The sequence below is a fragment of the Limosilactobacillus mucosae genome (assembly GCF_013423865.1).
In the GTDB taxonomy this organism is placed as follows: Bacteria; Bacillota; Bacilli; order Lactobacillales; family Lactobacillaceae; genus Limosilactobacillus; species Limosilactobacillus mucosae.
This window is the reverse complement of record NZ_CP058954.1, coordinates 294,466-313,061: the sequence shown is the minus strand read 5'-3', so window position 1 is coordinate 313,061 and position 18,596 is coordinate 294,466. Positions and strand designations below refer to the sequence as shown.

Annotated in this window: 20 protein-coding genes; all 20 read right to left on the bottom strand. The window is 48.3% G+C overall.

All coding sequences use genetic code 11. The annotated features are described in order from the left end of the window. Window positions 1-73: 73 nt before the first annotated feature. A complete protein-coding gene (gene fabI, locus H0G69_RS01420; protein ID WP_180305009.1) occupies window positions 74-838 on the bottom strand; it encodes an enoyl-ACP reductase FabI in 765 nt (254 codons plus the stop codon). Between the two features lie 12 nt (window positions 839-850). Next, window positions 851-1,624: an acetyl-CoA carboxylase carboxyltransferase subunit alpha gene (gene accA / locus H0G69_RS01415; RefSeq protein WP_180305008.1), complete on the bottom strand. Its 774-nt coding sequence runs from the start codon at window positions 1,622-1,624 to the stop codon at window positions 851-853. Beyond that, entirely contained in the window at window positions 1,617-2,468 is an 852-nt protein-coding gene (locus tag H0G69_RS01410; protein WP_180305007.1) for an acetyl-CoA carboxylase carboxyltransferase subunit beta, read from the bottom strand. The genes accA and H0G69_RS01410 overlap by 8 nt, the downstream gene beginning before the upstream one ends. Then, window positions 2,465-3,835: an acetyl-CoA carboxylase biotin carboxylase subunit gene (accC, locus tag H0G69_RS01405; RefSeq protein ID WP_180305006.1), complete on the bottom strand. Its 1,371-nt coding sequence runs from the start codon at window positions 3,833-3,835 to the stop codon at window positions 2,465-2,467. The genes H0G69_RS01410 and accC overlap by 4 nt, the downstream gene beginning before the upstream one ends. A gap of 9 nt (window positions 3,836-3,844) precedes the next feature. Beyond that, the gene (gene fabZ, locus H0G69_RS01400) at window positions 3,845-4,279 is read right to left on the bottom strand and encodes a 3-hydroxyacyl-ACP dehydratase FabZ (protein ID WP_180305005.1); all 435 of its coding nucleotides are present in this window, start codon (window positions 4,277-4,279) and stop codon (window positions 3,845-3,847) included. 3 nt (window positions 4,280-4,282) lie between these two features. Continuing rightward, window positions 4,283-4,705 (bottom strand): acetyl-CoA carboxylase biotin carboxyl carrier protein, encoded by a 423-nt coding sequence (locus H0G69_RS01395; protein WP_034541310.1) that lies wholly within the window; start codon window positions 4,703-4,705, stop codon window positions 4,283-4,285. A gap of 7 nt (window positions 4,706-4,712) precedes the next feature. Next, on the bottom strand, window positions 4,713-5,945 hold the full coding sequence (gene fabF / locus H0G69_RS01390) for a beta-ketoacyl-ACP synthase II (protein ID WP_033934307.1): 1,233 nt from the start codon (window positions 5,943-5,945) through the stop codon (window positions 4,713-4,715). Window positions 5,946-5,954: 9 nt separating this feature from the next. Next, window positions 5,955-6,686 carry a 3-oxoacyl-[acyl-carrier-protein] reductase gene (fabG, locus tag H0G69_RS01385; protein WP_180305004.1) on the bottom strand — a complete coding sequence of 244 codons (732 nt, stop codon included), beginning with the start codon at window positions 6,684-6,686 and terminating at the stop codon, window positions 5,955-5,957. Continuing rightward, on the bottom strand, window positions 6,677-7,609 hold the full coding sequence (locus H0G69_RS01380; protein WP_180305003.1) for an ACP S-malonyltransferase: 933 nt from the start codon (window positions 7,607-7,609) through the stop codon (window positions 6,677-6,679). The genes fabG and H0G69_RS01380 overlap by 10 nt, the downstream gene beginning before the upstream one ends. 1 nt (window position 7,610) lies before the next feature. Continuing rightward, a complete protein-coding gene (locus tag H0G69_RS01375; protein WP_006500453.1) occupies window positions 7,611-7,859 on the bottom strand; it encodes an acyl carrier protein in 249 nt (82 codons plus the stop codon). Window positions 7,860-7,893: 34 nt separating this feature from the next. Next, window positions 7,894-8,868, bottom strand: coding sequence for a beta-ketoacyl-ACP synthase III (locus H0G69_RS01370; protein WP_180305002.1), 975 nt, complete (start codon window positions 8,866-8,868; stop codon window positions 7,894-7,896). A gap of 16 nt (window positions 8,869-8,884) precedes the next feature. After that, window positions 8,885-9,325, bottom strand: a complete 441-nt coding sequence (locus H0G69_RS01365) for a MarR family winged helix-turn-helix transcriptional regulator (RefSeq protein WP_180305001.1) — start codon at window positions 9,323-9,325, stop codon at window positions 8,885-8,887. Between the two features lie 71 nt (window positions 9,326-9,396). Further along, the gene (fabZ, locus tag H0G69_RS01360) at window positions 9,397-9,843 is read right to left on the bottom strand and encodes a 3-hydroxyacyl-ACP dehydratase FabZ (RefSeq protein ID WP_033934303.1); all 447 of its coding nucleotides are present in this window, start codon (window positions 9,841-9,843) and stop codon (window positions 9,397-9,399) included. A 305-nt stretch (window positions 9,844-10,148) separates the two neighbouring features. Next, window positions 10,149-11,198 carry a tRNA (adenosine(37)-N6)-threonylcarbamoyltransferase complex transferase subunit TsaD gene (tsaD, locus tag H0G69_RS01355; protein WP_128513103.1) on the bottom strand — a complete coding sequence of 350 codons (1,050 nt, stop codon included), beginning with the start codon at window positions 11,196-11,198 and terminating at the stop codon, window positions 10,149-10,151. 6 nt (window positions 11,199-11,204) lie between these two features. Further along, window positions 11,205-11,765 (bottom strand): ribosomal protein S18-alanine N-acetyltransferase, encoded by a 561-nt coding sequence (rimI, locus tag H0G69_RS01350; protein ID WP_033934302.1) that lies wholly within the window; start codon window positions 11,763-11,765, stop codon window positions 11,205-11,207. Further along, complete coding sequence (gene tsaB / locus H0G69_RS01345) at window positions 11,749-12,474, bottom strand: tRNA (adenosine(37)-N6)-threonylcarbamoyltransferase complex dimerization subunit type 1 TsaB (RefSeq protein ID WP_180305000.1); 726 nt, start codon at window positions 12,472-12,474, stop codon at window positions 11,749-11,751. The genes rimI and tsaB overlap by 17 nt, the downstream gene beginning before the upstream one ends. Window positions 12,475-12,589: 115 nt before the next feature. Then, window positions 12,590-13,588: a UDP-glucose 4-epimerase GalE gene (gene galE / locus H0G69_RS01340; protein ID WP_033934300.1), complete on the bottom strand. Its 999-nt coding sequence runs from the start codon at window positions 13,586-13,588 to the stop codon at window positions 12,590-12,592. Window positions 13,589-13,695: 107 nt separating this feature from the next. Next, window positions 13,696-14,655, bottom strand: a complete 960-nt coding sequence (locus H0G69_RS01335) for a Ppx/GppA family phosphatase (protein WP_180304999.1) — start codon at window positions 14,653-14,655, stop codon at window positions 13,696-13,698. Then, entirely contained in the window at window positions 14,648-16,894 is a 2,247-nt protein-coding gene (locus H0G69_RS01330) for an RNA degradosome polyphosphate kinase (protein WP_180305367.1), read from the bottom strand. Before H0G69_RS01330 ends, H0G69_RS01335 begins: the two co-directional genes overlap by 8 nt. Before the next feature lie 4 nt (window positions 16,895-16,898). After that, window positions 16,899-18,398: an exopolyphosphatase gene (locus H0G69_RS01325; RefSeq protein ID WP_180304998.1), complete on the bottom strand. Its 1,500-nt coding sequence runs from the start codon at window positions 18,396-18,398 to the stop codon at window positions 16,899-16,901. Window positions 18,399-18,596 lie beyond the last annotated feature (198 nt).

The following is an 18,596-nucleotide window of genomic DNA, read 5'->3' as shown; positions in this document are numbered from 1 at the left end:
TTTAATTTTTTAAATAACTTTCCTGTTTTTAGCAAAAATTAAAAGGATTCAGAGTTCTGAATCCTTTTACAAGTTAGATTAAATGAACGCCTTTATCGACATAAATAACGTCGCCAGCAATTCCTTTTGACAGGTCACTCATCAAAAAGGCGCAGGTCCCACCGATTTCTTCTAAGGTAACGGACTGCCCATCAGTCGTCCGCTCCTGTGACATCTTCAAAAGATCGCTGTGGTTGTCAATTCCGGTAACCGCCAGAGTCTTCATCGCCCCAGCCGAGATGGCATTTACCCGCACGCCCAGCGAGCCCATGTCACGCGCCAGATAGCGAACGCTGGCTTCTAAGGCTGCCTTGGCAATTCCCATGACGTTGTAGTTAGGAATTGCCCGCTCTGAGCCAAAATAGGTCAAAGTAGCAATGCTGGCAGGATCGTTGAGCAGGTCAAGCTCATGAGCTGCCTTGGCAACAGCAATCAAAGAATACGCCGAAATGTTTTGAGCCAGCGCATAGCCCTCACGACTGACGTTTAGAATCGAGCCGCTCAATTCTTCTTTTTTGGCATAGGCAATGGCATGAACCAGTCCATCTACTTTGCCGAATCGCTGCTTAATTGCCGTAAAAGCCGTCTGGATGCTGTCGTCGTTGGCAACGTCGCATTCGACCAAACGTTTTTCATCCCCAACCAACCGACTGACGCTTTTTTTCATACGTTCGTTTTGGTAGGTGTAGATCACGGTTGCTCCCTGTTTTTCCATCGCCTGAGCACATCCCCACGCAATCGAGTGCTTGTTGGCCACGCCCATGACGACGATTTGCTTATTGCTTAAAATTCCTTCCATTGTTTTCCCTCACTAAAACTTTCTAAAACGTTGCTGACGATGCTGAAGCAGTTCAGCTGGCGTTAGTTTCTGCAGCGCAGCCAGCTCGCGGGTCAAAACCGCATCCAGATTGGCAATGACGGCTTGATGATCGGCTGGCTCGGCAATGATCCCCTCAATGACGCCCTGCTTTTTCAAGGCTTGCGGCGTCAACTGCATGATCTCAGCTGCCTCAGCCGCGCGTGAGCTGTCTTTCCACAAGATCGAGGCGAATCCTTCTGGCGAAAGAATTGAATAAGTACTGTTTTCAAGCATCCAGACCTCATCGCCACAAGCCAGCGCCAATGCACCGCCACTGCCGCCTTCGCCAAAGACCACCGTGATGATTGGAATCGCCAGCTTGCTGATTTCCAGTAGATTCTGAGCAATTGCCGATCCTTGACCATTTTCTTCTGCCGATTGGCCAGGATAGGCACCCGGTGTATTGACAAAGCAAAAGACCGGGCGACCAAACTTTTGCGCCTGTTTGATCAAGCGCAGCGATTTGCGATAGCCACCCGGTTCCGGACAGCCAAAATGACAGGCCATGCGTTCTTCAATACTTTGACCGCGATCAGTCGTGATCACTGTCACTGCTTGCCCGTGAAAGTCTGCAATGCCGCCTTTAATAGCCGGATCATCAGTTCCACTGCGATCACCGTGCAATTCAATAAAATCAGAAAATAATTGCGTTAAAATTTCAGCACTGGTGATCTTTTCTTCACTGCGCGCGGCCTTAACGATTTCAACAGCCGTTTTTTCAGACACGCATGGCACCTCCCAGCTTAAGCAAGCGTTCCAGCATTGCCTTTTCATCTGTTCGTTTAACGATTGCATCTATAAAACCGTGTCTCAGCAGATTTTCAGCAGCCTGCAGATCATTAGGAATCTTTTGGTGCATTGTCTGCTCAATTACACGTCGGCCGGCAAAGCCTACCAATGCGTGCGGCTCAGCCAGGGTAATATCGCCCTGCATGGCAAAACTAGCCGTAACTCCACCCGTCGTTGGTCCGGTTAAGACGACTGCATAAAGCAGCCCAGCCTGATCATGTGCGGCAACCGCATTGCTGATCTTAGCCATCTGCATCAAAGAATGAATTCCTTCCTGCATTCGGGCCCCGCCAGATGCCGTAACCATGATGACCGGCAGCCGGTACTGCGTTGCATGTTCAAACAGCCGCGTAATCTTTTCACCAGCAACCGTTCCTAAAGACCCCATGATAAAGCCTGGATCCATGATGCCTAAAGCCGCCTGCTGGTCGCCAATCCTAGCCACGCCAGTCAAAACGGCATCGTTGAGCTGAGTCTTGTTCTGAGCAGTCTTCAACTTATCTTGATAACCGGGAAAAGCCAATGGATCCTTAGTCTGCAGATCCATGTCCAGCTCGTCAAACTCATCTGTCAGCCAGGCCAAGCGCTGCCGAGCTCCAATACGAAAGCCGTAATGACACTGTGGACACTCAGCGTAGCAGTCCAACTGGCGGCTCATAATCGTCAGTCCACACTGCGGACATTTGCGCAGCAGATCATCTGGAACCTTGGCGTCTGCTTTTTGATCTGCCTTAACATGGCGTTCGCTTAGCGTGTTTTTCTTCTGCACATAAAGCTTCACTGCTGAGTCTCTCCTTTCCAACGAGGCATAAAGTCCTGCTCAAGATAATTGGTCGTCATCGTTCCGCGCAAAAATTCAGGATCGTTGAGAATCGCCAGATGAAAATTCTGGTTGGTCGTAATTCCCGTAATCACCATCTCGCCTAACAGCCGTTTTAATTTCTCAATAGCTTCATTGCGGTCATGGCCGAGCGCAATCACCTTGGCGATCATTGAGTCATAATAAGGCGTTACCTTGGCCTGTGGATAAAGCGCGGTATCGATCCGCATGCCCAGATTGCCAACCGGTAGATATAGGTAGTTGATCGTCCCCGTTGAAGGCATGAAGTCTTTTTGCGGATCCTCGGCATTGATGCGACATTCAATCGCTGTACCATGCAGCTTGATATCGGACTGTTTAAAAGGCAGTTTTGCACCGGCTGCAACCATTACCTGAGCCTTGACCAAATCAATGCCGGTTACCATTTCCGTAACGGTGTGCTCAACTTGAATCCGCGTGTTCATCTCCATAAAGTAAAAATGATGCGCTTGATCCATCAAAAACTCCAGCGTCCCGGTATTGCGATAGTCAATCGCCTGAACGGCCTTAAGCGCCAGTTTTCCTAAATATTGCCGCTCATCTTCACTGATCAACGAGCATGGACTTTCTTCGATTACCTTCTGTTTATTGCGCTGCAAAGAGCAGTCACGTTCCGGAAACCAGACGGCATGGCCAAAATCGTCACAAAAGACTTGAACCTCAATATGCTTGACGTTTTTCAGAATCTTTTCCAGATACATGCGATCGTCATTAAACGACAGCCGTGCTTCGCTTTGAGCCTCATCAAACGCCTGCTGCATCTGATCCTGATTCTCAATGCGCCGAATTCCCTTACCACCACCGCCTGCCGCTGCTTTTAGCAAAACCGGATAGCCGATTGCTGCGGCAGCCTGCTTGGCGCTTTCAACATTGCTAAGATAGCCATCACTGCCAGGAATTACCGGGATGCCGCTTTTTTTCATCTGCTCTCTGGCATGTTCCTTATTGCCCATCAGATCGATCGTCAATGCTTTCGGTCCGATAAAGACAATCCCACAGGCTTCACACATCTCAGCAAAAGCTGCATTTTCCGAAAGAAAGCCAAAGCCAGGATGAATGGCCTGAGCGCCCGTACCGATTGCAGCTGCCAAGATATTCTGCATATTCAGGTATGAGTCTTGCGGTCGCGATCCGCCAACGCAAACGGCCTCATCGGCTAACTGAACATGCAGGCTGTCGCGATCCGCGGTTGAATAGATGGCCACCGATTTGATGCCCAGTTCCCGCAGCGAGCGGATGATTCGTACTGCGATCTCGCCACGATTGGCTACTAATACTTTCGAAAACATGCTTTTCACCTAGCCAATCAAAAAGGTAAGCTCTGCGGTACAGGCCTTTTTTCCATCAACCGTTGCTACGCCCTTGCCCAGCCCGACTTGACCGCGAACCTTTTCCAGCTCGACTTCAAGTCTTAACGTATCGCCAGGACGAACGACCTTGCGAAACTCAGCTGACTTGATGCCGCCAAAATAAGCCGTCTTGCCTGCGAACTCAGGCTCTGACAAAAGTGCTACGGCTCCTGTCTGCGCCAATGATTCAACGATCAGTGCACCTGGTAGAACCGGATTTTGCGGAAAATGACCGTTGAAGACTTCTTCATTGATGGTAACATTGCGAATTGCCGTGGCTTTTTGGCCTGGTTCCAACTCAATTACGCGATCGATCAAGAGCATCGGATAGCGATGGGGAATGACCTTTTGAATCGCGTTTGAATCCAAAATCGTTTCAGTCATTGACTAACCCTCCGTAACTTCAAACAAAGGCTGATCAACCTCTACCAGCTCGCCATTTTTAACCTTGACTGCACTGATAATGCCGTCTTGATCGCTTTTAACCTCTGTCATCATCTTCATTGCCTCGATAATGCAGACGACATCGCCTTTGTGGACTTGGCTGCCAACCTTGACGTAGGCTGGCTGTTCTGGCTTGGCCTGCAGATAGACCGTCCCAACCAAAGGCGCCTTGATCTGCTGAGTGCTTGCAGCAGCCACGGGACGTACCGACTCGGCATGGGATGGCTGCGGACTTAGATCAGTTTTGGCATTTGCCTGCTGATTCTTGCTCAGATAGAGATGGAACGAACCATCATCAATCTTAAGCTCTCTGGTATCTGAGGCCTCAAACGTCTTCATTAAATGCTGAACGTCTTTTAATTCCAATTAAAAATCACTTCCATTTTCGAAAAGCCAATACGGCATTATGTCCACCAAAACCAAATGAGTTGCTCAGGGCATATTCGGCATCAGGCTGGTTTTGATTGGTTTGATCAACCAGATTGACCTGACAGGCCGGATCTTGATTCTCACAGCCAACGTTTGGCGGCAGCACGCCTTTTTGCAACGCGGCAACGGTAACGACCGCCTCAATTGCTCCGGCTGCCCCAAGCAGATGCCCGGTCATGCCCTTGATTGAGCTGACCAGTACTTTGCTGTCTTTACCAAAGACCTGATTGACGGCCAGTGACTCGCCAGCATCATTGGCATGAGTTGCCGTACCATGAGCATTGATGTAGTCGACTTTTTCTGGAGCAATCCCAGCTTCGTCAATTGCCTGCTGCATGGCTCTTGCCGCACCACGACCTGCTGGATCCGGAGAAGTAATGTGATAGGCATCGCCAGTCGCGCCATAGCCAACGATCTCGCCTAAGATTTGAGCGTCTCGCTTTTGCGCATGCTCAAGGCTCTCCAAAACCAGTGCCGCGCCACCTTCGCCCAAGACAAAGCCATTGCGATCCTTGTCAAATGGCCGTGAAGCTTTCAAAGGATCCGTCGTCGTGCTAAGTGCAGTCAAAGCGGCAAACCCGGCAATTCCGATTTCATTGACTGAAGCTTCTGAGCCACCGGCAATCATGACCTGCGCGCGGCCTTCCTTGATCTGACGATAGGCTTCACCGATCGAGTTGGTTCCCGTTGCACAGGCCGTTACGATTGACGTACAGATATTTTGCGCATTGAAGCGAATCGCAATATTGCCCGCGGCCATGTTGGCGATCGCCATTGGCACAAACATTGGCGAAACTCGCTTGGGACCTTTGTCATGCATTTTGATTACCTGCTCTTGAATCGTGGTCAAGCCGCCGATTCCCGAGCCATAGATAACGCCCAGATCTTCAGGTGCCGTATTTTCTTCATTGATACCGGCCATCGCAACTGCTTCAGCTGCCGTCTGAATGGCATATTGTGAATAAAGATCCATCCGGCGAGCCGCTTTTTTGCCAACTACCTCGCTGGGATCAAAATCATCAATCTGACCAGCTACCGTAATCCCGGTTGGCGCGGCATCAAACTTGGTGATTGGCTTGATGCCGATCTTTCCAGCTAAAGTGTGCTCAACAAACTCATCAAAGCCATTGCCGTTTGGGGAAACAGCCCCCATCCCTGTAATTACAACTCTTGTCATAAGCTTCTCCTAAATCGTCATCCCGCCATCAACTACAATCGTCTGACCGGTTACGTAATCATTCTGGGCTAAAAACAAAGCCGTCTGCGCAATTTCTGCCGGTTCGCCAAAGCGTTTTAAAGGCAGGCTTTCTAAAATCTGGTCCTGCGCTTTTTGCGGCATAGCAGCCGTCATGTCGCTGGCAATCATCCCTGGTGCGATAGCGTTGCAGCGAATTCCCCGCAGCGCGCCTTCTCTGGCTACCGTTTTAGTCAGGCCAATGATTCCCGCTTTGCTGGCAGCATAGTTGGCCTGGCCGGCATTACCATGCAGACCAACGACGCTGGCCAGATTGATGATGACCCCTGCCCGCTGCTTATACATCTTTTTAAGCAGCGCCTGAATCATTAAAAACGGTCCTTTCAAGTTGACCTGCAGGACTTCATCAAAATCTGCCGTCTTCATGCCAATCAACAGGCGATCCCGCGTAATGCCGGCATTATTGATCAATACGTCAATTCCGCCAAACTTTTCCCACGCGGTCTTGGTCAGTTCCTTGACGACATGTTCATCACTTACGTCACCTGGCAAAAAGCAATATTCAGTACCAAGCTCATCCAGCTGCTGCTTTAGTGAGGCTGGCAATTCATGACGGGCGTTCAAGATCACGCGGCTGCCCGCCTTGGCAAATGCCAGTGCCGTTGCCGCGCCGATTCCTCTTGAGCTGCCGGTAATCAATACCGTTTTATTGGTTAGCTCCATTGGGCATGCTCCTTTACAAAGTTCTCATAATCCAGCCGCGTTTCGATATGTTCCCGGATCAAGCCAGCGTCGACCTGCTTGGCAAATTTGCTGAGCGTCTTGCCGGGACCTATTTCCAGCGTTCCTTCAATTTTTTGATGATCAATCAGATACTGCAGATCCTGGCCAAAATGAGTTGGTACCGCCAGTTGACGTTCCAAAATAGCTGCTGTTTCTTTAGCTTGAAACGGAGCCACGATCGTATTGCTGATCACCGGAACCTTTGGCTGGCTAAATTCAACGTCGTGCAGGCGGGCTTTCATCTGTTGGCGAGCGCCGTCAAACAGCGGCGTATGAAAAGCACCACTGACATTCAGCTTAATCACCCGTTTGGCTGCCTGACTTGTGTTTAACCGTTCTACTGCCTCTTTGATCCCTGCTTGAGTACCGCCGATCACCAGTTGTCGTGGTGAATTGTAATTGGCAACCCAGACATCTGGCAGCTGCGCACAGATTTTTTCAACCTGTGCGATATCCGGATCAATGACTGCCGCCAGCGTACTGGCAACCTCATCTGCCGCTTTCTGCATATATTGGCCACGATCCTTAAGCAGAGCAAAGCCAGCATCGATCGCCAAGGATTCAGCCGCCATCAAAGCCGGATATTCCCCCAGCGACAAGCCGACCATGCCAGCTGCCGGCAAGTTGGGCAGGTCACGCTGCAGCATATGCCAGATTCCCAGGCTAAAAGCTGCCAGTGCCGGCTGAACGTATCTGGTTTGATTCAGCTCGCCATTTTCGCTCTTCAAAAGCTTGACGATATCAAGTTCAGCTGCCTCACTGGCCTGCTCCAGCGTCTTTGAAAACGTCTCATCAGCCAACAGGTCACCGCCCATTCCTGGTTTTTGTGCTCCTTGACCGCTAAACAGAATCCCTAGCTGCATCTTAGTCTTCCTTGGCTGCCAGCTGCTTGGCTACCAGTTCAACGACATCGTTAATCGTTTCGGCACCATCTTCAACATCCAGTTCAATGTCAAACTTGTCTTCCAGTTCGTTCATGATTTCAAAAACGTCCAGACTATCTGCTTCCAGATCTTCTTTGATTTTGGCATCTAGCACGATCTTGGCTTCATCGATATCCAGTTCTTCAGCTGCGATTTCTTTTACCGTTGCAAAAATTTCTTCTTTAGTCATTTGTTTATCCTCATTTCTTTTTATTTGTTCAAAATCAGTATCTTAAAATAATCGTTCCCGTCGTCAGACCGCCGCCAAAACCGCTCAAGGCTAAAATATCGCCTCGTTTGATCATTCCTTTTTCAACGCATTCGTCTAAAAGAATCGGTTCGCTGGCAGCAGAAGTATTGCCATATTCAGCAATGTTGATGGGAAACTTTTCTAAAGGCTGCTTGAGGCGCTTGGCTACCTGCTTGATAATGCGGGCATTGGCCTGATGCAGCAAAAAAACATCAATCTGATCCAGCGTCAGCTTATTTTGAGCACTGGCCTGCAAAATTGATTCAGGTACCTCATGCGTGGCAAAACGGTAGACCGCGCGTCCATTCATCTTAAATGGTGTCAGTTCAGTCAGGGATTTAGGGAAGGTATTTCCCGAACTCGTCATGCCGGCACTCAGCTCATTGCTCAGCTCGCCAAAGGTCTTCAGCTGCAGTCCTAATAGGGTTGGTGCTTTAACCGGCACTTTTTCTAATAAGACGCCCCCAGCACCATCACCGAATAAAACGGCAGTCGTTCGATCATGCCAGTCAATCAGCTTGCTTAAGACCTCACTGCCAATTACCATGGCCTTTTTTACCATTCCCGTACTCATCATCTGACTGGCAACTGCCAAGCCATAGACAAATCCCGAGCAGGCCGCCGAAACGTCAAAGGCAACTGCATTTTTGGCCTGCAGTCGGCCTTGAACGATCGCGGCCGTTGAAGGCGCATAGGCATCCGGCGACATGGTAGCTACTAAAATCAGATCAAGCTCCTCAGCCTGCCAGCCGCTTTTTTCTAAGAGCAGCTGACCGGTTTTAGATGCCAGATCAGCCGTATTCTCATGCTTGCTGATATGCCGCCGCTTGATTCCGGTTCTTGATTGAATCCAATCGTCAGAGGTATCCATAATCCGACTCAAGTCATCATTATCAATGACCTGATCAGGAACCCAGCTGGCTGTCTGTACGATTTTTAAGTCTTCCAAAGGCTTTCTCATCCTCTCAGGCATGTTCATCCAGAAAATCTTCCAAGTTGCGCAACGCCTTGCGAACGACTTTCAGCTCTTCATCGTTCATATCTTTTAAAAAGCCCTTAACCATCATGTTGTGAAAGGCACGGTGCGCACGAAACAGTACGCGGCCCTTATGAGTCAAGCCAAGCCGAATCACGCGCCGATCCTCTTCATCACGATAGCGTTCTACATAGCCCTTTTTCACCAGCCGATCAGCCGTTGCCGTCATCGTACCTGGTGAGACATGCAGCTTTTGCGCAACCTGCGAAACGGTCTGGTGATTGTACATGGTGATTGCATCGATTGCGTGCATCTCTTTGATCGTCAAATCACGAAACATGCTTTTACGCAGCTTGTGTTCTTCAACCCATAAGATCCCGTTATAGACCCGCACCAATGCCTGGTTAATTTCTTGGTAGTCGTCATTCATAATGTATTTTCTCCTTTGCTTAACAGCTCAAATAGTTTGATTATCAAAATACATTATAGACTAAACCGCGGCTAAATCTTAGCTTGGCGATCCGCCACTACAAAGACCAATTCAGCGCTGCAGACCTTTTTGTCCAAGACCTTGGCTACTGCCTTGACAATCCCCATTTGCCGCCGCTTTTTAATCATTTCGATCTCAAGCTTTACGACATCGCCCGGCCGCACCATCTGGCGAAACTTAGCATTGTGAATCGCTCCCAGATATGCCGTTTTCTTGAAAAACTCTGGTGATTTCAGAATCAGAATCGATGCTGCCTGGGCCAGTGTTTCAATTATCAAGACTCCCGGCATAACCGGGTTGCCAGGAAAGTGACCTTGGAAAAATGATTCATTGATCGTAACGTTTTTAGTCGCGGTAATGCTCTTTCCAGGTTCCATGGCATCGACATAATCGATATAGCAGATCGGATAGCGATTGGGAATCAGATCCATGATTTCTTGTGCCGTCATCAGTGCCAATTTTGTCACCTGCCTTCAAAAAAGTATTTCGAGTATCAAAGTATTCGATAATCGAATTATATGTCATTCAAATTTTTAGTCAACCTTCATTCACTCGATGAAAGCGGTTATCGAAGGCACTAAAATATCTTTTGATGTCTCAAAATAACATTATTGAACACAAGTATGATGCCCGTTAATAAATATGAATTATCAGTCATATCTTGTGGAAAAGTTTTATAAAAATATTTTGATTATCAAAATTTATTGCAAAAAAGAGCTTATGTTTCGTAACGAAAACACAAGCTCTTTTAATACTGTCTAGTTTATTTTATTGCCAGATCCGGGTTGGCATTGCTTCTTGCAAACGAGAGCCCAGGAACTGCATTGAGATCCCAACCGGCGCGATCGCCATGCAGATAGTTTACCCAACCGGCTGCCCCAATCATGGCCGCGTTGTCGCCACATAGTTTCAATGGCGCCATCAAAAGCTCTACTTCTGGATGCTGCTCTTTTAAGTCGCGCTCTAAACGCTTACGCAGGCCGTGGTTAGCTGCTACGCCCCCAGCCAGGATCAGCTGCTTGACAGGGTAGTCGCTCAAGGCCCGCATCGTCTTTTCTGCTAATACGTCGACTACGCTCTGCTGAAAGCTGGCCGCCAGATCATATTTATCCAGCTTTTGACCACGCTGATTGGCATTGTGTACGGTGTTGATAAAGGCGCTTTTAAGACCACTGAAGCTGAAGTCATAGTTGTCCTCTTTTTCCATCGCCCGCGGGAAATGGAATGTATCGGATCCTTTGGCTGCCCACTCATCAATCGTCTTACCGGCTGGATAGTTGACGCCTAACACTCGGCCAATCTTGTCATAAGCTTCTCCGGCCGCATCATCACGCGTTTCGCCAATGATCTCGTATTCGTGTTCACTGGCCATGTAAACCAGTTCTGTGTGTCCGCCCGAAACCAAAAGTGCCAGCTGCGGATAGGCAAACTGGTTTTCAAAACGAGCCGCGTATAGATGGCCAGCCATATGATTAACCGGCACCAATGGCAGTTGATGAGCCCAGGCAACCATCTTGGCAGCCGTCACGCCTACCAACAGCGAACCAACCAGACCAGGACCATACGTAACCGCGACCGCACTTAAGTCGTCATAGTCAACGACTGCCTCATTCAGTGCCTTATCAATGCATTTGGTAATCTGCTCAATATGGTGACGGCTGGCCACCTCAGGCACGACCCCGCCAAAACGCTGATGACTCAAAATCTGGGTTGCTACGATATTGCTCAGAATCTTTTGCCCATCCTCAATGACCGCCACACTGGTCTCATCACAACTGCTTTCAAACGCCAAAATCAAATTTTTCTTTGCCACTTTATTCTATCCTTTCACTTCTTCAAGCTGGGCAACCATGTCCAACGCGTCTTCATGATTGTCCAGGTAATAATGCCGCTTGAGCTCGCCATCCATAAATCCCATCCGTCGATAGAGCCGCTGTGCCTGATAGTTGGAGACTCTGACTTCCAGACTCATCGTGCGCATTGCTTGTGCCAGAGCAATCTGCCTGGTCGTCTGCAGCAGGTAGGTTCCCAGTCCCTGTCTTTGAAAAGCGGGATGCACGCCAAAGTTGGTAATATGAGCATCAGCACGATTCCAGTCAAATGAACAGCCGATAAAGCCCAGGACGTCCCCATTGGCATTTTTCAGCACTAGATACAGCCGATCACTTTTCTTCAGATCCGCTGCAAATGCTGCTCGATTCCACGGTGCCACGCCATAGATCAGTTCCTCAATATGCACCATGGCAGCAATATCAGCTTCTTTAGCCTGACTGATCGTACCAGATTGATGATTAAGTCTGATCGAACGGCTGGCAAACGTCATTGGCATCCGGTCAGTGCTGCCAACCTGTTCCAGCCAATTCTTAAACTTCTCGAACATAATCCTGCTGTGGAGCGTCGGGGTGCTGGTAGTGCCAAACTGCCTCGGCCTCGGTAATTCTTAAGTATTGCGGCACAAATGCATCAATGTTTTTAACCGGTGCTGCCTTTTCCCCCAGCAAGGCCAGCTGATAGGTTGACGGAATGCTAAATGCAGACGGTAAAAACTTCAGCTGCTCAGGCACGGTTTTGAGCTGCTTTTGCAAACGGTCAGTCAGTTCGCCTGCCATTAAGACCGGTTTTTCAAGTTTTGCCAATTGATCCAGCAAGGCCTGCATTGACAGGTGCTGATCAGGCAATACGCTGACCAGCTGATCATCTTGCCACCGATAGACCCCCGCAAAAACATTGCCGCGTCGTGCATCAAAAAATGGCACGATCAAGGCGTCAGTTGCTGAAGGCAGGTTAGCCGCCACCGTCTTTAAGCTGGAGACGCCTGTCAATTCGATGTCCAAAGTATCGGCAAGCACCTTGGCAGTAGTTACTGCAATGCGGATGCCGGTATATGATCCCGGACCCTGGGCAACTACGACCCGATCCAAGTCTTGGGGCTGCCATTGAACTTTTTGAAACAGATCATCAATTACCGGTAAAAGAAAAATGCTGTGGTTGCGGACCATATTAAGCGTCGTTGTGGCTAGAAGCTGATCGTCTTCTACCAATGCCACGCTCATTGGGTGATTAGAGGTATCAATTGCAAGTATTTTCATTAGTTTCTCGTTCCTTTCGTACTTAGCAATTTTATCACACAACTAAAAAATGAGTACGGCAAGCTTTTTAGCTCTTAGCGTACTCATCTTTAATTAAGCAATTAATATTTGATTTTTAATTGTTGCGGTCGTCATAACCCTTTGGATGCGTGGAGTGCCACTTCCAAGCCGTTGCAATGATATCGTGCACGTCATCAAATTTCGGCTTCCAACCCAAGACTTCACGTGCCTTTTCACTGGCCGCAACCAACGAGTCTGGATCCCCAGGACGACGAGGCGCCATTTTAGCTGGAATCTCCTTACCCGTAACCTCACGAGCCGCTTCCAGCATCTGCTTGTTGGAAAAGCCGGTTGAAGAGCCCAGGTTGAATTGGTTGGATTGATTGTTCTTCTTCAGATACTGCAAAGCCAGAATATGAGCATCAGCCAGATCCATAACATGAACGTAGTCACGCACGTTGGTACCATCTGGGGTATCGTAGTCATCGCCAAAGATGCTGAGTTCTTTGCGCTTGCCTTGAGCAACCTGCATGATGATTGGAACCAGGTGCGTTTCGGGACCATGATCCTCGCCAATCGTACCGTCTGGAGCAGCCCCAGCCACGTTGAAGTAGCGCAGCGCCACGAATTTAATGCCATAAGCCTTGTCAGCCCATGCCATCATTTGTTCCATCATCAGCTTGGACAGACCATATGGATTGATTGGCTTTTGCGGATCGGTTTCTTTAATTGGCATGTGTTCCGGCGTACCATAAGTAGCCGCCGTTGAGCTGAAGACAATGTACTTAACGCCAAAGTCGCGCATGGCTTCCAAAAGCGTAACCATGCCACTCGTGTTGTTGTCAAAGTACTTCAAAGGCTCACTCATTGATTCGGGAACGATTGAGAAGGCCGCAAAGTGAACTACGGCTTCAATCTCTTCATTAACGAAAATCCGATCCAGAAAGGCACGATCGCGAATGTCACCATAGTAGAACTTAGCCTTTGGATTGATGGCCTTTTTGTGTCCCGTTGAAAGGTTGTCTGCAACGACCACGTCATACCCATGTTCAATTAAATCTTTAACCATGTGTGAGCCAATGTATCCGGCCCCACCTGCAACTAAAATAGCCAAAGTGTTTTCCTCCCTTATCTTGACGGGTTTACCTCTTCATTTCTCTCTTGGTAAAATTATAACATAAAATTTTAGTAAAAAACTATTTGATATCAATCTTTAAAAATTTAATCCGTCAGCGGCTGAACGATACTGCTCATAATTTCATGGTCCAAGAACTTAAACATTAATCCTTCCCGCAGCCCATTATTGCTAAATGTCAGCTGCTTGACGTCCAACTGCCGCAGAATCGCCATTAATGGCAGCAGGCCGCCAATAATTACGTCAGCCCGCTCAGAAGCAATGCCATGAACGCTGGCCCGCTGCTTTTTATCCATTGCAAGCAGCGAGTGCATGATGCGATTGGCATCAGCCGTCGACATTTTTAGACCATGAACGGGTTGACGACCTTTGCCCTGAGCCTCCAGCTGCCAGCGATAGATCTTAGCCAGAGCTCGATTGCTGCCACCCAGGGCCACGACTTCTTGGTGTCGGGCCCGCTGCAGCCAGTGCTGAGGTCCCAGCGCGTGATCAACTCTAACGATGGCATCAAACAAATCAGCAGAGTTAATCTGATCATCCAGATGATATTTTTGAGAAAGCAGCACCGCACCGATCGGCAGACTGATGATTTCTTCAGCCTGTCCGTCATCGACATAGATCAATTCCATGCTGGCGCCACCAGTATCAATAATCAATCCGTTTTTAATCGGCAGAGTTCTGGTAACGCCAACATAGTCCAGATAAGCCTCCCGCTCACCAGAGATTACCTTAAAGCTAAAACCGGTCTCTGCCTTGACCCGCTTTAAGAATTCCGTCTGGTTGGCAGCCTGGCGAACGGCAGCCGTGGCAACCGCAATCACCCGAACGTTTTCCAACGCCATGCAGAGCTGCTTAAAATGCTGCAGTGCTTTTATCGTTCGATCCATTGGCGCCGGCTTGAGCATTTTTTCTGGCCCCATGTTTTCTGAAAGACGAACATATTCTTTTTCATAGCTTACCAAATTATAATTACCAGACTCGTCAATTTCGGTAATTCGCAGCCGAACCGAATTCGAGCCCAGATCAATAACCGCTAGATTAATCATGCGCATTGTCCTCTTCATCGTTCAAATGCAGCTTGGATACATGACGCGTCATTGGTTGAAAGGCACTGGCTGCTTGATGCTGTTCCGTTTCCTTTTTATCAGCCCGGTTAGCTGCCTGAGCTTGCGCAATAAAGTATTCTTGACAGCTAAACGGCTGCGTCTTGCCGCGGTCAATTCGTTCATACTTGTTGCCGTGCAGAATTCGTGTCTTGACATTATCTTGCCACATCTTGTCAAAAATATCGATTGCCCGTGCCTTAGTATCACTTTCCAAAACTGGGAACAGCTCCTCAACCCGCCGATTCAGATTGCGCGTCATCATATCAGCACTGGCCAGATAGATTTCTTCATGACCGTTGCCCTTGAAGTAATAGATCCGTGAGTGTTCCAAAAAACGCCCCACGATTGAATGAACCTCAATATTTTCATGCAGCTGAGGCAGATCATTGCGCAGACAGGTAATTCCGCGAATCAGCAGCTGAATCTTAACGCCTGCCGCAGCCGCTTCATAAAGCCGCGCGATAATCTGCTTGTCAGACAGCGAGTTCATCTTCATGCGAATCAAAGCTGGACTGCCGGCCTTAGCAATCTTGATCTGCTCATCAATCTTGCCATCAATAAACTCCCGAATGCCATCTGGTGAGACTCGCAGCTTATGGAAGTAGCGTGGCCGAGCAAATCCTGAAAGCATATTGAACAGGTTAGTTATGTCTTCGCCCAGTTCGTAGTCGCACGTAAACAGTCCCATATCGGTGTAGAAATGAGCCGTAACATCATTATAGTTACCAGTCCCCAGATGCATGTAGCGCCGGATGCCATCCTCGTCACGCCGAATAACCAATGCCAGCTTACAGTGCGTCTTTAAGCCAACCAGACCATAGATAACGTGACAGCCCATTCGTTCCAGACGCCGCGCCCAGCGAACGTTGTTTTGTTCATCAAACCGTGCCTTGACTTCAACCAAAACCGTAACCTGCTTGCCTTGCTGAGCAGCCATCCCCAGATACTTAATGATCGGCGAATTGCCCGAAACACGATACAAGGTCATCTTAATTGCCAAAACCTGGTCATCAGTGGCCGCTTGATGAATGAAATTGACGACCGATTGAAAATCATCATAAGGATGCTGAACCAGATGATCTTTGGTGCGAATTGCCTCAAAGATATTATGATCCATATCAAAGCGCGGATCGAGGTGCGCTTTGAACGGCTGATAACGCAGCTCATCGTGTCCTTTGACCATGCCGGAAAGCTTCTTTAAAAACGTCAGATCGACTGGTCCATTGACGCGGTAGACCGCCGTTTCATTTACATGCAGGTTCTTAATCAGATGATTTTCCAACCATGGATCAATATCACGCTCAACCTCCAAGCGCATGACATGACCATGTTCACGCTCCCGCAGTTGATGCTGAACGGCCCGCAATAGATCAGACGTATCTTCTTCGGCAACGTCCAGATCCATATCCCGCATGACCCGATAGGTACCAGAAGAAATGATGCGATAGCCGGGAAAGAGCACCGACAAAAATTCCTTAATCAATTCATCCAATAAGACAAACTGGTTTTCGCCTGGCAGCTTGACCAGACGCTTATAGATCTCAGGAACACGCACCGTCGCAAATTTCTCTTCATTTTCAGTATTCTCGTCATGAGGTTCTTGAGAGCGGCCTTGAATCTCCTGATCGCCTTCCAGGATTTCGTGCTCTTTAACGTGCAGGCTTTCCGGATCGCGCTCCAATTTAACTGCAATGTTGAGCGAATTGTTGGAGATAAAAGGAAATGGCCGCGATGTATCATCAGCCATTGGCGTCAGTACCGGCATTAATTCCTCGTTAAAGTAACGACGAACGTATTCATATTGTTCAGCATTCAAATTTCTGACATGTAGAATTTGAATATTTTGTGATGCCAGTTCTGGCAGCAGCTGATCATTATAAATCTGATAGCGCTGCTCAACCATGCCGTGTTCTTTTTCATTAACCGCGTCCAGCTGCTCTTTGGGCGTCATACCTGAAGCATCGGTTGTCGTAACGTTGGCGGCCGAAAGCTTATGCAGCGAGGCAACTCGTACCATAAAGAACTCGTCCACGTTGCTTTGCGTAATCCCCAGGAAATTAGCCCGCTCCAGCAGCGGATTTTCTGGGGCCAGCGCTTCTTCTAAGACCCGACCATTAAAGTCAATCCAAGAAAGCTCACGGTTGACGTAGTTTTGCGGCTGATAAAAATCTTTATACATCATTTCATTCCCCTTCCTTGGCAATTAATTCTGGCTTTAGGCCATAGACATCGGTAAACAGCTGGTTCTTTCGTTGAAAGGCCCACTTTTCCAAGACCAGATCGTCATTGGCATGTGCCGTGATCAGCAAGCGTTCATCCTGCAGGCGCAGCTCAATTCGTGAAATCTTCTGCAGACGCGAGTCATCAAGCGAGTCCGCTACCCTAAGAATTGCCGCCAATTTGGCAACTGGCATTTGAATGTCATCATCCATATGCCGATAGTGGGCCTGCGCAACGTCAGGACTCTCAGAACTGTGATAGCGCGCTACTTCAGCAATCGTACGGTTATCATCAGCCGAAAGCCCAATCAACGGATTAGATTCTAAGATGTATTGCGAATGCCGATAGTGCCCTTGTGGATTGATAAAATTGCCGATATCTTCAATCTTGCAGGCAATCTCTAAAAGCAGGCGATCATGCCGATCAAGCCGGTGAATCGGCTGCAGAGCATCAAACAGCTGCAGCGCAACTCTGGTAACAAACGTTGAATGCGCTGTGTCGGCCCCATAGCGCTGCGCCATGTTGGCTGCTGAGGTTCGGATCATGTTGTCAACCAGTGAGCGATCACCCAGCTGCATAATCGTCAGGCCATCTAAAATGTGCAGACTGGTGGCATAGATCCGCTGTGCATCCAACAGATGAATGGTGCGCGAAATTACCAGGTAGTTGGGCAATACCCAGTTGACGCTTTGCTCATCGACATTGTAATGATTGATAATGAACTGATTAGACGAGCTGACGATTCGTTGGTAGCGTTTTTCAAAGTCTTCACGCGGCACCTTGCCCAGCATCTCATCTGGCTTAACGTAGCTTTGAGCCATCGTTCCCACGTTATGAATCAGCAGATTGGAATTTTTGACATGCCGCAGTTCTGGCACTAGATATTCCAGCTTGCTTGAAATATAGTCCAGAATAATCTCGCTTGGCGTCGTCGTCGTCTGGCGCAGCGTTTGGGCCAGGTGGTTGACGCGCGCCTCGCCCAGGTCAATATCCCATGACGTCTGAAACTTGCCATGGCGGAAATAGGAAAGTCGCGTCGTATTCAGGCCAATCGTCAAAATATACAACGCCTTTTTACTAAGCTCGTTGAACCGCGGCATCTGGGCCATTACGGCTGCCAAGGCACTGGCCATCAGCTGATTGTTGCTGAGCCATTCAATATTCAAATCAGTCCTGACTTTTAATTGCTCGGCAATATAGCGAGCCTCGACCATGTTTAAATCTTCTAAAGAGCCATAAAAGGCAAATTTTTCAACTTGATATTCATGCAGAATTCGTTGAAAACCTTGAAGATTATCAACAATAGCCTGCATGTTTTGTGCATAGTTGGCAACATTATGACTGCCAACGATCAAGGCCCCTGATTGGACCTCGGTGATGATTTTAAGGGTTGGGAGCTCTACAATCCGAAGCGTCAAGCGATCCGGCTCTAGGAAAATAATCCCAAATAACGAATTTTTCAAATTAACACTCCTCACATGATTTTATTCATTGAATGCCCTTTTTATCTGTTATATATAAAGAATACCACCAATTTCAGCCTGTTTGGGCCTTAAAACTTTTTTGCAGTGTAAATAATGTGAAAAGCCAAAATTGCATCGTGTCAAAGCCGTTCATCATACTAAAAAATCGCCTCTGCCGGCTTGACAGACGCGATTTTA

What these genes read in the sequence shown, in the direction of transcription:
- H0G69_RS01365 (WP_180305001.1), bottom strand. Translation starts at nt 9,325, where the DNA reads ATGAATGACGACTACCAAGAAATTAACCAGGCATTGGTGCGGGTCTAT.
- H0G69_RS01375 (WP_006500453.1), bottom strand. Translation starts at nt 7,859, where the DNA reads ATGACTAAAGAAGAAATTTTTGCAACGGTAAAAGAAATCGCAGCTGAA.
- H0G69_RS01330 (WP_180305367.1), bottom strand. Translation starts at nt 16,894, where the DNA reads ATGTATAAAGATTTTTATCAGCCGCAAAACTACGTCAACCGTGAGCTT.
- rimI (WP_033934302.1), bottom strand. Translation starts at nt 11,765, where the DNA reads ATGTTCGAGAAGTTTAAGAATTGGCTGGAACAGGTTGGCAGCACTGAC.
- H0G69_RS01335 (WP_180304999.1), bottom strand. Translation starts at nt 14,655, where the DNA reads ATGATTAATCTAGCGGTTATTGATCTGGGCTCGAATTCGGTTCGGCTG.
- fabI (WP_180305009.1), bottom strand. Translation starts at nt 838, where the DNA reads ATGGAAGGAATTTTAAGCAATAAGCAAATCGTCGTCATGGGCGTGGCC.
- fabF (WP_033934307.1), bottom strand. Translation starts at nt 5,945, where the DNA reads ATGACAAGAGTTGTAATTACAGGGATGGGGGCTGTTTCCCCAAACGGC.
- fabG (WP_180305004.1), bottom strand. Translation starts at nt 6,686, where the DNA reads ATGGAGCTAACCAATAAAACGGTATTGATTACCGGCAGCTCAAGAGGA.
- accC (WP_180305006.1), bottom strand. Translation starts at nt 3,835, where the DNA reads ATGTTTTCGAAAGTATTAGTAGCCAATCGTGGCGAGATCGCAGTACGA.
- fabZ (WP_180305005.1), bottom strand. Translation starts at nt 4,279, where the DNA reads ATGACTGAAACGATTTTGGATTCAAACGCGATTCAAAAGGTCATTCCC.
- H0G69_RS01380 (WP_180305003.1), bottom strand. Translation starts at nt 7,609, where the DNA reads ATGCAGCTAGGGATTCTGTTTAGCGGTCAAGGAGCACAAAAACCAGGA.
- tsaB (WP_180305000.1), bottom strand. Translation starts at nt 12,474, where the DNA reads ATGAAAATACTTGCAATTGATACCTCTAATCACCCAATGAGCGTGGCA.